The sequence below is a fragment of the Chroococcus sp. FPU101 genome, from assembly GCF_017312365.1.
Classification (GTDB): Bacteria; Cyanobacteriota; Cyanobacteriia; order Cyanobacteriales; family Microcystaceae; genus Chroococcus.
Window position 1 is genome coordinate 17,372 of record NZ_BLJI01000011.1, and the last position, 15,479, is coordinate 32,850.

Annotated in this window: 14 protein-coding genes, 1 pseudogene and 1 riboswitch; of the genes and pseudogenes, 9 read left to right on the forward strand and 6 right to left on the reverse strand. The window is 38.0% G+C overall.

Annotated elements, in window-relative coordinates; all coding sequences use genetic code 11:
- Positions 1 to 1,914 (reverse strand): chromosome segregation ATPase, encoded by a 1,914-nt coding sequence (locus tag CFPU101_RS11790; RefSeq protein WP_242577899.1) that lies wholly within the window; start codon positions 1,912 to 1,914, stop codon positions 1 to 3.
- A gap of 349 nt (positions 1,915 to 2,263) precedes the next feature.
- Here CFPU101_RS11790 and CFPU101_RS11795 point away from each other — a divergent pair, with 349 nt between their 5' ends.
- Positions 2,264 to 3,019: a peptidylprolyl isomerase gene (locus CFPU101_RS11795; RefSeq protein WP_206815545.1), complete on the forward strand. Its 756-nt coding sequence runs from the start codon at positions 2,264 to 2,266 to the stop codon at positions 3,017 to 3,019.
- Here CFPU101_RS11795 and CFPU101_RS11800 read toward each other — a convergent pair.
- From CFPU101_RS11800 to CFPU101_RS11820, 5 genes are all read right to left on the reverse strand, one after another.
- Positions 3,003 to 3,851 (reverse strand): energy-coupling factor ABC transporter ATP-binding protein, encoded by an 849-nt coding sequence (locus CFPU101_RS11800; RefSeq protein WP_206815546.1) that lies wholly within the window; start codon positions 3,849 to 3,851, stop codon positions 3,003 to 3,005. The two genes, CFPU101_RS11795 and CFPU101_RS11800, sit on opposite strands and share 17 nt — an antisense overlap.
- Positions 3,826 to 4,632, reverse strand: a complete 807-nt coding sequence (cbiQ, locus tag CFPU101_RS11805; RefSeq protein WP_206815547.1) for a cobalt ECF transporter T component CbiQ — start codon at positions 4,630 to 4,632, stop codon at positions 3,826 to 3,828. The genes CFPU101_RS11800 and cbiQ overlap by 26 nt, the downstream gene beginning before the upstream one ends.
- Positions 4,633 to 4,637: 5 nt before the next feature.
- Positions 4,638 to 4,937 (reverse strand): energy-coupling factor ABC transporter substrate-binding protein, encoded by a 300-nt coding sequence (locus CFPU101_RS11810; protein ID WP_206815548.1) that lies wholly within the window; start codon positions 4,935 to 4,937, stop codon positions 4,638 to 4,640.
- Position 4,938: 1 nt separating this feature from the next.
- The gene (locus tag CFPU101_RS11815; RefSeq protein ID WP_206815549.1) at positions 4,939 to 5,685 is read right to left on the reverse strand and encodes an energy-coupling factor ABC transporter permease; all 747 of its coding nucleotides are present in this window, start codon (positions 5,683 to 5,685) and stop codon (positions 4,939 to 4,941) included.
- A gap of 80 nt (positions 5,686 to 5,765) precedes the next feature.
- A riboswitch (cobalamin riboswitch) is annotated at positions 5,766 to 5,912 on the reverse strand.
- A 30-nt stretch (positions 5,913 to 5,942) separates the two neighbouring features.
- A complete protein-coding gene (locus CFPU101_RS11820; RefSeq protein ID WP_206815550.1) occupies positions 5,943 to 6,986 on the reverse strand; it encodes a class I fructose-bisphosphate aldolase in 1,044 nt (347 codons plus the stop codon).
- Between the two features lie 504 nt (positions 6,987 to 7,490).
- On the opposite strand from CFPU101_RS11820, the gene CFPU101_RS11825 reads away from it, so the two are divergent.
- The 8 genes and pseudogenes from CFPU101_RS11825 to CFPU101_RS11860 all read left to right on the forward strand — a co-directional run bounded on the left by CFPU101_RS11825 (position 7,491) and on the right by CFPU101_RS11860 (position 15,454).
- Positions 7,491 to 8,357 carry a bifunctional 2-polyprenyl-6-hydroxyphenol methylase/3-demethylubiquinol 3-O-methyltransferase UbiG gene (locus CFPU101_RS11825; RefSeq protein ID WP_206815551.1) on the forward strand — a complete coding sequence of 289 codons (867 nt, stop codon included), beginning with the start codon at positions 7,491 to 7,493 and terminating at the stop codon, positions 8,355 to 8,357.
- A 200-nt stretch (positions 8,358 to 8,557) separates the two neighbouring features.
- Complete coding sequence (locus CFPU101_RS11830; RefSeq protein ID WP_307730442.1) at positions 8,558 to 9,022, forward strand: GNAT family N-acetyltransferase; 465 nt, start codon at positions 8,558 to 8,560, stop codon at positions 9,020 to 9,022.
- Entirely contained in the window at positions 9,012 to 11,474 is a 2,463-nt protein-coding gene (locus CFPU101_RS11835) for a glycosyltransferase family 39 protein (RefSeq protein ID WP_206815552.1), read from the forward strand. Before CFPU101_RS11830 ends, CFPU101_RS11835 begins: the two co-directional genes overlap by 11 nt.
- Complete coding sequence (locus tag CFPU101_RS11840) at positions 11,471 to 12,304, forward strand: transglutaminase family protein (protein ID WP_206815553.1); 834 nt, start codon at positions 11,471 to 11,473, stop codon at positions 12,302 to 12,304. Before CFPU101_RS11835 ends, CFPU101_RS11840 begins: the two co-directional genes overlap by 4 nt.
- 144 nt (positions 12,305 to 12,448) lie before the next feature.
- The gene (locus CFPU101_RS11845) at positions 12,449 to 13,336 is read left to right on the forward strand and encodes a Ycf66 family protein (RefSeq protein ID WP_206815554.1); all 888 of its coding nucleotides are present in this window, start codon (positions 12,449 to 12,451) and stop codon (positions 13,334 to 13,336) included.
- Between the two features lie 46 nt (positions 13,337 to 13,382).
- On the forward strand, positions 13,383 to 14,213 hold the full coding sequence (locus tag CFPU101_RS11850; RefSeq protein ID WP_206815555.1) for a lipopolysaccharide assembly LapA domain-containing protein: 831 nt from the start codon (positions 13,383 to 13,385) through the stop codon (positions 14,211 to 14,213).
- A 70-nt stretch (positions 14,214 to 14,283) separates the two neighbouring features.
- On the forward strand, positions 14,284 to 14,853 hold the full coding sequence (locus CFPU101_RS11855) for a shikimate kinase (protein WP_206815556.1): 570 nt from the start codon (positions 14,284 to 14,286) through the stop codon (positions 14,851 to 14,853).
- 323 nt (positions 14,854 to 15,176) lie between these two features.
- Positions 15,177 to 15,454: pseudogene (locus CFPU101_RS11860) on the forward strand (HU family DNA-binding protein).
- The last annotated feature ends 25 nt before the right edge of the window (positions 15,455 to 15,479 follow it).

The window sequence follows — 15,479 nt, forward strand, 5'->3', positions numbered from 1 at the left end:
TTAATTTTGCGGATTAGTTTCATCTAGATTTAGACGATTACTTTCTTCATTCGTTGGCTCAACCAGTGGCAGTGGTTCTAATGAACGTTTCCAGATTTTAACTTGAGATTGTGCTGCACTGTAAGCGGCACTTTCTGAAGGAATGCGTCGTGCGATCGTAATGGCTTCGTTATATTCAGCAAGATTTGCTTTTTCAGAAGCCAGAGCTAATAATTGGTAACTCCAACGATCAATAGATTCCATCCTTTGAGTATTGACATCAGTTGCCGAGGGGATATTTTGAGCGATATTAAGCGCACGACTTAAAGCTTCGAGAGTGCGAGTTTGGGCGATCGCTTCAGCTTGTTGTAAGTCTTTTTGAGCTTGTACTTCTTGCTGCCAACGTCTAACATTAGAACGGGTTTCGGAATAAAGAACGCGCCCCCGTCGAATTTGTTGGGCGACTTGAATGGCTGCGACATAATCTCTAACATTAGCCAAAGAAACCGCTTGATCTAAAATCGGTTGATCTTCTTGCCTTTCGATAGTTTCTTGCCAACGACGGATCTCTCCTCTAGCTTCTTGATACAATGCCCGAGAAGAACCAATTGTGCTAGCTTGAGCGATCGCTGTTTGTAGTGCCTCGATATCGCCTTTCACCGCAATTTCTCTAGCTTGATTTAAAATCGGCTGATCTTCAATCACCTGTATTTGACGAGTCCATCGGCGAATCTCTCCTAGTGCTTCTTGATAGCGTGGATGCCCTGCGGCAATTAGTTTTACTTGCTCTATCGCATCATTTAAGTTTTGAACATCACCAACTTGCGCTTTTTCTCTCGCTTGAGTCAGTTTAGTAACATCTTCTACTTCGAGGTTCCAACGCTGGATCATCTGCTGTGAGAGAGCATAAAAACGGCTTTTAGGCTCGATTTGTTCCGCCGAAAGGATTGCTGCCTGTAAACCTTCAACTGTACCAAAATCGGAATTAATGCCCGCATTTGCGATCGCTTCCCATTCCTCTACTTCTTTTTCTAGGGTTAAACTTTCTGGAATTTGACGAGCCACATCTTTAAGATCTTGCCATTGCTCTTTTTGAGCTAAATTGTTGGCGTATTCAATCAGTGTATCTTTAACTTTACTTAATAAATTCTTTGCTTCTTGATAGGCATAACTTTCAGGCTTAATTTTTTCCGCTTCAGAGATGGCTTTGAGCCAATTTTCTACACCCCCACGTTTATAGAGAGCAAATGCTTTATCAAGTTGACTACTTTCTTCACGAGCTAGATAAATTTTTTGGACTGCTTGATTATACTTAACCGTTGCCCAATAATCATTCCCAAGATTCAGTAATTGTACTGCCAAACGAAAAGCATAATTCCAATTCGATTGACGCAGATTCGTTTCAATGTCAGTTAGGGTTTGTTCGCCCTCACGCCAAATTGACTCCCATTTTTGAATTCTTGCTTCTACAAGTTGATAGGCTTTAGCTTTCTGTGGAATTTTTTTGACTGTAGCGATCGCGTTTTCAATTCTTCCTGCTTGAAATTCTTTTTCCGCTAAATCTAAGATTTGTTCAGCCCAATCTTCTACATATTGATCGACTTGGGGACGCAATGGGTGATCTTTTGGTAGGGCTTCGACGAGTGCGATCGCTTTAAGTAAACTTTCAGTGGTTTTCTTATCTGCTTCAAGTTGAGCGCAGTAAAGACGTTTTGAAGCTGAAGCAACAATCCAGATGATTTTAGGACAACTAGAACCCGCAGAGGGCTGTAACAATAGGGACGTTGCCGTAAAACCAATTGTTCCAGATAAAACAACTAGAATCATTGCCCCTATCGGTAAAGATATTTTTGATTGCATCTGTTCTAAAAATTGTGTTGCTTTGTTTTGTAGCTTACCACTCGCTCTGACGATGGATTGAGATGCGCTCCTCATCTTGATTTGTCCCCATAGTTCACTTCATCTGTTTTCTGATTGTCCCTTAAAGCTTCCACTGATTTTAGCCTAATCGTTTTGATTTTACACACTATAATGTGCCAAAATTTTGATTTAGTCTATATTTTCGGCTGTGAATGATTGATGATTGACACGATCAACGTCAAGTTTTTGATTTCAAAGACAATTATTTAGCTGTATTTCCCGATTTTAGCTATCATACCATCATTATTACAACATTACTTCTTCTAACTCTCTAAAACATGAAAAACTGATTTAGACCAAAGGATATTTCTTGATATACTAGGAAAAGTGTCTTTTGGTCAGTTCGTTTTAACTTAATAAATCTATGAGTTCAGAAGCCTTTTTAACGTTTGGAGAACAACCTTTATCCTTAAAGGAAGCTCTTAATTATTTGCAAGATGCAGGAAAGCTACAGAATTTCATCATAGATGTTTTACGCCAATATCTTTTAGAACAAGCCATAGAAACTCGAACAGATTTAAAAGTTAGTCCAGCTTTAACTGAACAGGCGATTATTGATTTTCGTCTACAAAACCAACTCACTGAACCACAAAAATTTCAACAATGGTTAGTAAGTCAAGGGATTGATTATGATACGTTTCATAAACGAATTAGTTATAATTTCAAACTAGAAGCTCTCAAAAATACGATCGCTGCACCGAAATTACAAGAATATTTTATCGAACGAAAATTAGGTTTAGATCGAGTTGTTTTATCACGAATTATTGTCGATCAGCAAGACTTAGCCGAAGAATTGCGCAGTCAAATTGAAGAAGGTACCGCTTTTGAAGAATTAGCTCAAGAATATTCCCTTTCAGAAGATCGGATTTTTAAAGGAATGATGGGTTTAGTGAGTCGTGCTGCTATGCCAGATCAACTTAGAATAGCAGTTGATAAAGCAAAAGAAGGAGATATCATTGGCCCTATGGAATTTGAAGAAAAATGGGCATTATTTCGAGTTGAAAAGTTTCAAAGTGCTTCATTAGAAGATAAACAAATTCAACAGATGTTACAAAATGAATTGTTTGAGCAGTGGATGACCGATCAGTTAAGAGAAACACCGATTAAATTACAGGTTTAGATTTTAATTTCTGTAAAATTTTATTTCGGATTTTCTCAATTTCTTGTTTTGCTGTTGATGTGCGTTCTATTTCATCTAGCAGAGATAATAATTCAAATCCTAATGGTACACCTAATTGTAAGGAATCTAAGATTTCATGTTGTTGAAAAACTTCTTGAGGGGTTCCTTCTAAAATCAGTTTACCTTGATCTAAAACAAAAATCCAATCAGCCCAACTATTCACCCATTCTAAATCATGAGTTGCTATTAATAGTGTTGTACCATTTTCATGAATAGTGTTTAAGTTTTGAGTAAGCTGACGAGTATGGAGAGGATCAAGATAAGCTGTTGGTTCATCCAATATTAATAATTCAGGTTCTAAAACCATCACATCGGCAAGAGAAACTCGCTTTTTTTGTCCTAAACTTAACTGATGAATAGGACGTTTAGCTAGTGAAATTAAATCAAATTCTGTTAAAGCTTGCTCAACTTTCTGAGAGATAATTGGCTCTGAAAAATCTAAATTACACAAACCGTAAGAAATATCTTCTTCAACCGTTAATGCGATCAATTGTTGTTCTGGGTTTTGAAAGACTAATCCGACTTTTTGTCGATGTTGGGTAAGAGAAAGACGATCATAAGTTAATTGTTTTCCTTGCCAAAAAATTCTTCCTTTTTGAGGTTTATATAAACTATTGGCTAAAAGAAATAATGTTGTTTTTCCACAACCATTTTGACCAATAACCGCACATCTTTTACCAATTGGAATGCGAAGAGTAAGCCCTTGAATTGCAGTTTGGCTTGTCCCTGGATAAATGTAATCTACATTAACGAATTCTAAAAGCCAAGTCATTTATACTCAAAATTATTAACATAAAACATCCTAAAATTCCCTCAAATAAATATCGTTTAGGTAAATAATACTTTTGTGATGACCAAACTCTAAATTCTCCATTAAAGCCACGTGCTGCTGTCGAAAGAACAAATTTTCGGTAGTATTCCATCGTTTTTTGAAAAAGTTGGCTAATCAATAAACTCAGGCTATAAAACCAGCGTTTTTTAGTACGATAACCATTCCGTGATTGTTGAGCAACCCAGAGTTCACTAGCCGTAGATAGCAAGATAAAAATAAAGCGGTACATCAACAACATTAATTCAGTTAAAATAACAGGGCAACCGATACGACGTAATACCTGTAATGTCTCGGTAAAGGGTGTGGTAAACAAAACAAAATACAAACATGAAACCGTAGCAAGGGTACGAGCCAAAATTAATATTGCTTGTGTTAAACCCAGATGACTCAGATAAAAATAAGATGAGCCTAAAGTGATGCCAAAATAAGTATCGGTTTGAATTAAATTGCGTTCAGTTATCGCTACAACTGAAATGACTAAAGCAGGAAGACTGGTTAACCAAAAGCCAATTGCCACACTAAATAAACTGAAATAAATATGACTCGGAATACGGGCATAAACCAACGTCCAAACACTCATCCATAAGGCGATCGCAATTTGTACCCCAGACGGCGCAATTAAGGCAATCATCAACACCACCAAAGCAAATAACAGCTTATAATCTGGAGGTAATCGCCTTAAGTGATTATTGTGAGATAGGTTATCAATCCATAAGTGCATAAATACTACTCTTTGGGCGGATTGTTTTGTGATCTTCCTTTGTATAATCCGATCACATAGCCAATGATACCCGCGCCGAGTGCTGCTTGTGAAGCAAACAAAAGGCTTTCAATTTCACTACTAGCAGGCTCAAAAAAGGGTTGAAACCAAGGTTTATAGGTGGGGTAAAGGTCTTGAATGGCTGCTTCTGCTTGCCCATCAGATCCCCCATATTCGCCACGAACAAAAACAAGGGGAATAACGGCTAGGGTGATGACGGCGATCACAAGTAACCAATTTTGTCGGGCTAATGAAGATTTATTCATCTTAATTTCTGATTAACTTCAATTTTATTAAGTCTTCTCGGTTATAGGTTTGTAACCAGTTCCACACCAGTACAGTAAGCAAACCTTCACTAATGGCTAAAGGAATTTGAGTAATCGCAAAAATCCCTGCAAACTTCAAAAAAGCACCCCCTACACCGCCAGAGGCCGCAGGAAAGGCTAATGCTAATTGAAATGAAGTCGTGACGTAGGTCAATAAATTCTCTAAAGCGGATGCTAGGAAAATCGCAAGTTTTTGATTTCCTGTTGAGAGCATTAAATGATAAATTCCATACGCGACAAAAGGCCCGACAATTGCCATTGAAAATAAATTCGCCCCAAGGGTTGTTAAACCGCCATGTGCTAGTAACAAAGCTTGGAACAAAAGTACTAAACCACCTAATACCGTCATCACCGAAGGGCCGAATAAAATCGCACCAAGTCCCGTACCTGTGGGATGGGAGCAACTACCTGTAACGGAGGGAATTTTTAATGCCGATAGAACAAAGGTAAACGCCCCACACAGAGCAAGTAGTAATTTGAGTTCGGGATACTGTTGAGTAATACGAATCAGCGATCGTAAACCCAATAAAAAAAAGGGTAAGGCAAGTATCCACCAAAAAACAGCCCACTGAACAGGTAAAAAACCCTCACCAATGTGCATTGCATAAGCAGGAGTTGCCGCCCCAACAACAAGATAAAAACTTAGCCCTGTCATAGCGACAAGACTGAATATTTTGTGTTTTTTCATTGTGATGTACTCCTTACACAACAGAAAAGTAAGGCAGTACTGGCGCAAATAACAAGAAATCTGATTGCATCCGTACCTCGCAGACTTAGTAATAGGTTGGCGGGCATTCTGACTGAGAATAATTGCTTACTCTTTCACAGTTGCGGGACAGCGTTGGATTCTCACCAATCTTTCCCCGTTTCCTCTAGCGGCTGCTCCCCACTAGAACCAACTTTAATGTAATGCTAAGTCTATCATTAACTGGTCTTAAGTTTGACTCAGACTAATGCTGGCGTTTTTTCCATTTGCGATGAATATTGCCCTAAACTCGCTGCACTATTGCACTTTGCTCGATGTAATAAGAGTTGTTGAGCATTAGCAATATTATCATCATTGCCACGCCAATAATCTAAAGCGGGTTGTTGAATAGCACGTGCATAAGAAAAAGTAATCGGCCATGGACATAGTGACTTGTATTTGATATTCATCAGATTAAGATGTTCTGAAGCTTGTTCGATTGTTTGTCCACCCGACAGAAAAGCCACCCCCGCGACGGTTGCTGGAACATTTTTCAGTAAACACTCAACTGTTTGATCTGCGACTTGTTCGACGGTTGCTTGAGTTGGACTATTTAGACCAGAGATGACCATACTGGGTTTTAAGAGCATTTGGTCATAAACAATCCCTTGTCGATAAAGTTGCTCAAAAACCGTGTGTAGCGTTTCATCTGTCACTGCATAACATCTTTCTATCGTGTGATCCCCATCGATGAGGACTTCGGGTTCGACAATCGGAACTAAACCCCCTTCAATACATAATGCTGCATAACGGGCGAGAGCGTGAGCATTAGCCTCTAAACAAGCGCGACTTGGTATATCTTGCCCAATTGTAATAACAGCCCGCCATTTCGCAAATCTGGCACCCATTTCATAGTATTCGGCAATGCGATCGCGTAATTTATCTAATCCTTCTGTTACCATCTCATTCGGATGTCCTGCTAGTGGTTTGGCACCTGCATCGACTTTAATTCCGATGATGATCCCCGCATCGTTCATGATTTGGGTAAATGGAACGCCAGCGCGACTGGTTTGGCGGATGGTTTCGTCAAAAAGAATAGCACCACTAATATATTCACCTAGATTCGGTGTTGTTAGGATAAGTTCTCGATAAGTTTGACGTTTTTCGATAGTGGTTGGAATCCCTAACTTTTCAAATCGTTTGTTACAAGTCGCATGGCTTTCATCCATCGCTAGGATGCCTTTGCCAGATCTGACCAACGCTTTAGCCGTCGCGTTCAATTCTTGAGCATATGTGTTAGACATAGTTCTTAGCTCCCGATGGGTTGGTTGTCTTTCTATTTTATTGCATATTATTTGCAATTAGAATTCAGAGTTGCTATATTACTTTAAGAAAGCTTTGTCTCCGAACTGGGTAAGTTTTCAACCCTCTTAAATTAATGCTAGAAAACTTTTCAGACTAATGGGTAAAATAATGAAGAAAAAATCTAACAGGATTATATCCGAAAACTATTTAGGCAAAATATCTGGGATATTGCGCGATCGTTGGTCAGAAACTCAGCAAGCGATACAACACAAAAATAGAGAAGAAAAGTTATTTCACTAATATTTGAGCTAATTACAGAAGTTGAACAAGCGACCAGTCTGAGTCAGCTTAACTAGAATAAAAATACTTATGACTTGCGACATATATACAAAACTTTTTTTGAGGTCAGTTATTTTTTAGTAAAATTATCAACCTATACAGGGGCTAGATAATGTTACAGTTTTTTTGGAACTGTATCTAAAATTTACTACCTAGTGTTTTTAATGCCAAAGACAAAAGCCATCAATATCTCACCCGAAACCCGCTACCAAAACGCTGCAATCAATTACTATTTAGCACTGACCAATTCATCCTATCTTCACTATGGCTATTGGGAACCCTTACCGACTTCTATTGATGATCTTACGATCGCAAAGCTACGAATTGCTCAGGAAGCTTATACCGCCAAGCTATTAGATTTCATTCCCAAAACCGTTACCACCATACTCGATGTTGGTTGTGGCATGGGAGGAAACGCGGCGTATTTACTTGAGCGTGGCTTTGCAGTTGAAGGACTAGCACCCGATCCACTTCAACAGGAGCAGTTTTTAAAACGGACTAACGGTCAGTCTATCTTTCATTTAACAACATTTGAAGCTTTTAAAACAACTAGCTGTTACGATCTAATTCTCTTGAGCGAAAGTAGTCAGTATATTGCTCCAGTTGACATTGCTCAGTCTGCTTTGTCATTGCTGAATTCTGGGGGTTATCTGCTGATTGCTGATATGATGCGTCATGATGCTAACTATAAAGAAGGTATTTTTTCTAATTGTCATGTGATTACGGAACTTCAAACAGCCTTAGAGGAAGCGGGATTTATTTCTGTAAGAACGGAAGATATTTCACTTCAAATCGCGCCAACTATTGATTTATGTGTTGATCATTTTCAACGATTTGGGGTGAGTACTTTTACTTACGTTGGTGACTTGATTGCGATCGCGGTTCCGCCCTTATACAAACTCTTACGTTGGGTTTATTCTCGTTGGGGACAACATTTAGTACTTGAAGGATTAAATTCACGTCAAATTTTTGAGAAGCATCTATGTTATCAAATTCAACTTTGGCAGTTACCCAAATCCGATCAATCATAAAATAATTTTTGCCAAGTCTTCTAGATAAATCCTGAATATTGGCTATTCCCTACTAGCTTATTGAAATAATGTAGGGATTTGAGCACCAAATCCATTCAAAAAGATGGTTTGGTTCATTTAAAAGAGTTCTATTCATTTTAATTTGGTATCATTTATTTTTGGGTTGATAATAAAGTTAATTTTTCACAAAAACACTTTCTATGATCTCTCATCTAGAAATTAAAATAGTAGCTTATACCGAAGCCATAGAATCAATAAAAAATATTCGTTATCAAGTGTTTCAGATTGAACAAGCGGTTGCTGCTGAATTGGAATTTGATGGATTAGATGAAAGTGCAATTCATCTTTTAGCTTATTTTGATAACAAACCTATAGGAACAGCAAGAATTAGACAAATTGATCCCGAAACCGCTAAGATTGAAAGATTAGCTGTTTTGTCTGATGTTCGTGGTTTAGGAATTGGCACAACATTAATGGAAACTGCTTTAGAGTTAATTTCTAGGAACAAAAATACTCAAAAAGTTGTCGTCAATGCTCAAGTATATATTAAAAGCCTTTATAAGAACTTAGGATTTCAAGCGGTTGGTACGCCATTTGATGAAGCAGGGATTCAACATATTAAAATGATTAAAAATCTAAAAAGTCATGCGCTCAATGAAGGATAAAAAAGAACTAGACTACAAGCAAGGGTTAATCTTTCTTGGAATTATTTGGCTAATTGGTGCATTAATTGATCAGATCTGGTTTTCTCTTGATCGGAGTATACCAGCATGGGATCAAGCGGATTATCTAAATGGAGTTGTTAATTATTGGGAAATCCTACAACAACCTAATTGGTTAAGTAGTGAATGGTGGCGACAATTTTGGTTAATTTCGCCAAAAATTCCTCCTTTACATTATGTTTTAACTTCTCCTTTTTTTACCTTATTTGGAGTAAGTGTAGATTCAGCCGCTCTAATTATGTTGTTCTATAGTGCTATTCTTTTAGTTTCAGTCTATAGTTTAGGTATTATTCTATTTAATGTTTCGGTAAGTTTATGGGCAGCGATTCTTTGTTTATTTATACCAGGTTTATATTATTACAGATTAGAATTTTTATTAGATTTTCCTTTAGCATCTGTTGTTACTGGTAGTTTTTGCTTACTGACTTTGTGGCATTTTTCCCATAAATTAAGTTGGTTAAAAGCGGTTTTATTTGGTCTTTCTTTTGGTTTAGCTTTTTTAGTTAAACAAACCACATTATTTTTTATCTTTATTCCAATTGTATATTTATTTTTTGTCCATTTTATACACAAAAAATGGCTGAGATTAAGTCAGTTAGTTATTAGCTTATTAATCTCCACACTAATCGTTTTTCCTTGGTTTCGTACCAATTGGTTACTAATGTTAACCTCTGGAAAAAGAGCGACTGTTGATTCTGCTCTTATTGAAGGTGATCCCGCACTTAATACTATCGATGCTTGGACATACTACTTTAAAGTTTTACCTTATTTTCTCTCTTGGGTTTTACTCTTAGTTCCCATCGTTGGCTTTTTAATGGCTTGGTTTTATTGGAAGAAAAAACAACAAGTTTCTCCCAGTTCTAAATGGTTTTGGCTTGTTCTATTTTTAGTGGGTGGCTATTTATTAAATTCTTTAAATATCAATAAAGATGCGCGTTATATTTTACCGCTTCTTCCGACTTTATCTATTATATTAGCAGTGGGTTTACTGTCTTGGCGAGGTCGTTGGTCAAAGATAATTCGCTCTCTCACCGTAGGACTAGGTGCGGTTTTAATGCTGTTTAATATGTTTCCTATTGGGGGTGATGCAGTGGCTAATATTTTGAGTCCAAAAATGCAGCATCATCCTTATGTTGGCGAACCTTGGCATCATGAAGAAGTGATACAAGAAATTATTGAAAATTCTCCCTATTTACAGACAACTTTAGGGGTACTTCCTTCTACCCCTCAACTTAATCAGCATACCTTTTCATTTTATGGAGGTAAATATAAATCACAAGTATCAGGAAGACAAGTCGGAGTCAGAGAAAAAGAAGTAGAACAAGATGCGCGCTCGCTTGACTGGTTTATTACCAAAAGTGGCGATCAAGGTTCAATTCCAGACGCACAAAAACTAATTGTTAAACGAGTTGAACAAAGGAGCGATTTTAAACTACAGCAACAATGGGCATTACCCGATCAAAGTAACTTATTTCTATATACTAAACAATATCCATCTGTAATCGTTTCTCCTTCTGAGACAGCAACCAATTTAGTTAAATTAGAGGATGTTATTACCCCACAAATTGTACCACCCAATCAACCGATACCTATCACCTATAAATGGACAGGTTCTTGGGAACAATTACAAAATGGTATTGTTTTATTAACTTGGCAAAAAGACGGAACTAGATCATTTTGGATACATGATCATGGTATTGGGATGGGAAGACTGCGTAAAGATGCTTTAAAACCAGTTGATTCTCAAAAAAGTTATGAAGTCATTGAAAGAACAGCCATGTTAGCCGATGGAAATTTAGAAGCAGGAAACTATACTCTAAAAGCAATTTATCTAAATCGAAAAACTAAAGAAACCTATGAAATTGCTGTACCACCAATTACTATTCAAATTAATCCATTAGCACCGATAATTCCTGCACCTGAGTTAGATTTAGTCACACAATTAAGAATACTTTCTTCGGGTTTAGCACAAGGGATGACAGGACTTGAGCCAATTTTTAAACAAACCGCTAGAATCAATCAATACGATGCCAATCAGGATTATCTGGTACAAGCCGATACAGCTTTTTCGGAACGACTCAGAAATAATGAGCAGGGTAACCGTCTTCAGTGGTCTTATGCGCTTGCTCTATCGAATGTTCTACAACAAGATGTACAAGGTGCGATCGCAGCCATTAAACAAGTCATTGAAATTGCGCCAAATAATCCTTATAACTATGCTTATCTAGCTTTTGTTTATTTGTATGACTGGAACCCTCATGAAGCTGAAAAACCTCTTTCTACCGCCAGAACACTCGATCCAAATATTCCCGAACTAAAAACCCTCAGTGGTGTAGCTGCACTGATGCAAGGCAATTTAATCAAAGCTTGGACAATTCTCAAAGAAGAAATATGAAATTTAAAGTAGGTTGTGAACTTAGTTATTCAGTGAGCAGTGATAGTATTTTTCTCTTTAATATTGCTCCAGTGAGAAATAACCATCAAACGATTCTAGAAGAAAATTTAATCATTACTCCCACTCTTCCCCATGAAGATTATGAACTTCCTCATTTTAATAGTCAGTACATTCGTATTCAATGTCCCGCAGGAGAATTAGCAATCTCTTATCAAGCAACCGTTGAATCTTTTCCGATGCAAGTAGATCCAGAACTACTTTACGAAGTACCACCCGCTAAATTACCCATCGAAACCCTACCCTATCTTAATCCGTCGCGCTACTGTCAATCCGATCGCCTATCTCGTCTGACACAATATGAATTCGGAAACTTAGTTCCTGGATATTCTAGAGTAACGGCAATTTGTAATTGGATCTATGAAAATGTCGCCTATCTATCGGGTACTACAGATGCTCAAACCTCCGCATTTGATACCGTCACCGAAAGAGCAGGAGTCTGTCGAGATTTTGCACATTTAGGAATTGCATTTTGTCGTGCCTTAAATATTCCAGCGCGTTTTGTGTCAAATTATTCCTATGGACTATATCCCCCAGACTTTCATGCTATTTTTGAGGCTTATTTAGGCGATCGCTGGTATCTCTTTGATCCGACTCGACTCGCACCTATTGAGGGTTTAATTCGCATCGGAGCAGGTAGAGACGCAGCAGACGCAGCATTTGCAACGATCTGGGGTTCTGCATTACTCAAAACGATGAATGTGTATGCAGACTGTCTTGATCCCCAACCTCCCACACACACCACAAAAGCGATCGCTAGTACCTCTACTTAAAATCTAAATAGATTGTACTTATGGGTATTGATTTTTAGTGAAAATCTTTTTAGCCTAAACTTGTAAATTCTTTTTCAATGAATCAATTTTGAGTCAGACCTTAAACGTAACAGACTACAAAATTATCGTCAATAACGGCTCAAGATGATTCAAAATGAAAAAGGAGAAATACCAAAGGAGCAAGCGCAAATGCTGGCATACATCCTCTCAATCGTCGTTGCTGTCTTAAGTTTAATTATATTTGGCCTCGCTTTCTTTGCCCCATCGCTGCATCGTCGGGATGATTTTCTGTGGAGTGGAGTCGGATTATTTTATGCTTTGGTTTTGTGGTTGTGTGCTTCCCAGATCACAGGAGCCGTTTTATTAGGTCAAATGGCGGCTACAATTATGTTGCTCGCTTTGGGTTGGCAAACGCTAAAATTTAGAGACGCGATCGCACATCCAGATAAAGGAATTGATTTATCTTTTTCAGTTATTGATTCAATTGAGCGTTTCTTAGGTTCCTCTAAGAGTCCCAAAATGGCACAGCCTTCTACCGTAATCCATTCTGAAGAAGCTCCCATTACTGAAACCCTATCCTCGGTACAAGCAGAAGTCGCTGAAAAAGTCTCCGAGGTTGCCTCTGCTGTTGAAGAGACAGTATCTTCTTTTGTCGAAGAGAACAAACTGGATGAAAAAGCGGCAGAAGTGAAATCAGGAGTTCAAGAAGTTGTAGCAGATGCCAAAGCAGCAACTTCTACTAAAGAGGGTTTTTCGATTAAAAAATTCCTGAATTTCCGCAAAAAAACCGTTAAACCTGCACCGATCGTTCAACAAACAACGCTTGACAACATTGATGATTTTGAGATGGCAGTGGAACAACTCGAACCAACCACAGTCATCGTACCCGAACCCATCGCACCCGAACCGATTGCACCCGAACCCACAGTCGAGCGATTTGTGCCGAGTGACTGGGTTCAATCACCTTTAGATCCAGAAAGCGAGATTAGTTCATCATCCCCAATGCAACCTGAAGAACAAAAGCCAGATTAAAAAAAGCTTTTTGTAGAATTAAGATATAAAGATAGTTAGGAAAACAATGCGATTAATCATTTTCTTGCTGTTGTTGGCTGTGCTTGGGGTTTTTGTCGTCTCAAATTTGCAACCTGTAACCTTGGTCTTTTTTGGCGGCAGCATGATCGCAAAACTTCCTCTATCGATCTGGATTATCATTTTTACGGGTCTTGGATTAGTCGGAAGTCTCGTCATCCAATTATTATCTAATCTTTTTCGTCCCAGTCGCGCTAGAGTCGAATCCTTTAAACCCTCCCCGTCACCTCGTCCGATCAATCCTGTAGAACCCAAACGACAAGAACCCGTCTATCGTTCTACATCTAATGCACAAGATTGGAATCGTTCTAGCTATCAATCTATTCCCAGAGATGAACTTGATGACTGGGATATTGAATCACCCCCCGCACAAACTACCCCCATTCGAGATATTCGTACTGAACGCATTAGAGAACAAGAACGCATCGCCTACACAGCACCTTCATTTGTTCGAGAGCCCAACGAACCTATTAAAGAAGAAAAACCGCTACAAGAATTAGAAAACACCCTCACACAGCCCATCAATGAAACTTTAAAAGAGCTAAAAGAAGATCTAAATTTCAGGAAAAAACCGACTAATGAGGAACAGGAGCAACCCGAAGAATCAATCAATTACGAAGTTCCTCAATCACCGCAAAATGTATCACGCAGTGGTTCGGTTTATTCCTATACTTATCGTGAATCAACCAAATCTCAAGCAAAATCAGGTGAAAGGGTTTATGATGCTGATTTTAGAGTGATTAGACCACCCAATCGAGATGAGTCTGATAATCTTAACCAAGATCCTAAAAATAATGATGATGATGAAGATTGGGTCTAACAACATCTAAAAACATTGTCATTAAAACACGCAATTATTTATAATCTGTCTTTTGTGCGGAGAATAACCAATGACAGATTTACTTAGAGGGCTTAGTATTTTTCTCGTCGGCATGATGGGAACGGGTAAAACAACAGTCGGACAGATTTTAGCCAAACAACTGAACTATCGTTTTTTTGATACAGATGTTCTAATTGAACGAGTTACACAACAAAGTATTTCAGAGATTTTTGCAGAACAAGGAGAAGATGAGTTTAGGGACATCGAATCTCAAATCTTGATGCAAGTCTGTGCTTATACAAAAAGCGTTGTGGCAACGGGGGGAGGTAGCGTCATTCATCGGATGAATTGGAGTTATTTACGTCATGGCTTAGTGATTTGGTTAGATGTACCAATTAATGTACTGATTGAACGCTTATCAACCGATATCACTCGCCCATTACTACAAGAATCCGATCTCAAACACAAGCTTGAGACTTTAATGGAACAGAGACGATCGCTATATGCTGAGGCAGATCTACACATTTCTATAGAAAACGCCCAAACCCCCGAAGAAATTGTAAATCAAATTGTAACTACCCTTCCTACGGTAATTTTACCTAAAATCGAATCTTATTTAGATTTTAGTGCCGAAAACTAGAATTAAAACAACATATTTAGACTTAATCTCTAGATTGCTATGTTTTACTAAGTTTTACGTTAATTATCTATTTTTTATAATTAAATTGTTAATTGGTTTTAAGTAATTTAAAGTTAAAAAATTGATGAAATCTACATAAATTAAAGGTTTGCGTGTTCCTTTATAGCCAATTTGAGCTTAGAATAAGGCAGTGAAACAACTAGCCCGTCAAGATTTCAGCCACTTCTTGGACGAAAACTGACAGGAAAATTATCTTAGCTCATTGATCACTTAGTGATCATCAGTAAAAAAACGCGAAAAATAGCATAATAAGGAGATTTCGCATGAATAAAGGTGAATTAGTCGATCAAATTGCTCAAAAAGCTATGGTTACTAAAAAGCAAGCTGATGCAGTTCTCACAGCAGCAATCGAAGCAATTATGGAAGCTGTATCTACGATGATAAAGTAACTTTAGTCGGTTTTGGTTCCTTTGAAGCCAGAGAACGCAAAGCCAGAGAAGGACGGAACCCTAAAACTAATGAAAAAATGGTGATTCCTGCCACTAAAGTTCCTGCTTTTTCGGCTGGTAAACTTTTTAAAGATAAAGTCGCACCAAAATAATTGATGGCGATTTAGTAATTATTGA

Excerpts from the sequence above, each read along its gene's own strand:
- CFPU101_RS11790 (WP_242577899.1), bottom strand. The coding sequence starts at position 1,914 with ATGAGGAGCGCATCTCAATCCATCGTCAGAGCGAGTGGTAAGCTACAA.
- CFPU101_RS11795 (WP_206815545.1), top strand. The coding sequence starts at position 2,264 with ATGAGTTCAGAAGCCTTTTTAACGTTTGGAGAACAACCTTTATCCTTA.
- CFPU101_RS11800 (WP_206815546.1), bottom strand. The coding sequence starts at position 3,851 with ATGACTTGGCTTTTAGAATTCGTTAATGTAGATTACATTTATCCAGGG.
- cbiQ (WP_206815547.1), bottom strand. The coding sequence starts at position 4,632 with ATGCACTTATGGATTGATAACCTATCTCACAATAATCACTTAAGGCGA.
- CFPU101_RS11810 (WP_206815548.1), bottom strand. The coding sequence starts at position 4,937 with ATGAATAAATCTTCATTAGCCCGACAAAATTGGTTACTTGTGATCGCC.
- CFPU101_RS11815 (WP_206815549.1), bottom strand. The coding sequence starts at position 5,685 with ATGAAAAAACACAAAATATTCAGTCTTGTCGCTATGACAGGGCTAAGT.
- CFPU101_RS11820 (WP_206815550.1), bottom strand. The coding sequence starts at position 6,986 with ATGTCTAACACATATGCTCAAGAATTGAACGCGACGGCTAAAGCGTTG.
- CFPU101_RS11825 (WP_206815551.1), top strand. The coding sequence starts at position 7,491 with ATGCCAAAGACAAAAGCCATCAATATCTCACCCGAAACCCGCTACCAA.
- CFPU101_RS11830 (WP_307730442.1), top strand. The coding sequence starts at position 8,558 with ATGATCTCTCATCTAGAAATTAAAATAGTAGCTTATACCGAAGCCATA.
- CFPU101_RS11835 (WP_206815552.1), top strand. The coding sequence starts at position 9,012 with ATGAAGGATAAAAAAGAACTAGACTACAAGCAAGGGTTAATCTTTCTT.
- CFPU101_RS11840 (WP_206815553.1), top strand. The coding sequence starts at position 11,471 with ATGAAATTTAAAGTAGGTTGTGAACTTAGTTATTCAGTGAGCAGTGAT.
- CFPU101_RS11845 (WP_206815554.1), top strand. The coding sequence starts at position 12,449 with ATGATTCAAAATGAAAAAGGAGAAATACCAAAGGAGCAAGCGCAAATG.
- CFPU101_RS11850 (WP_206815555.1), top strand. The coding sequence starts at position 13,383 with ATGCGATTAATCATTTTCTTGCTGTTGTTGGCTGTGCTTGGGGTTTTT.
- CFPU101_RS11855 (WP_206815556.1), top strand. The coding sequence starts at position 14,284 with ATGACAGATTTACTTAGAGGGCTTAGTATTTTTCTCGTCGGCATGATG.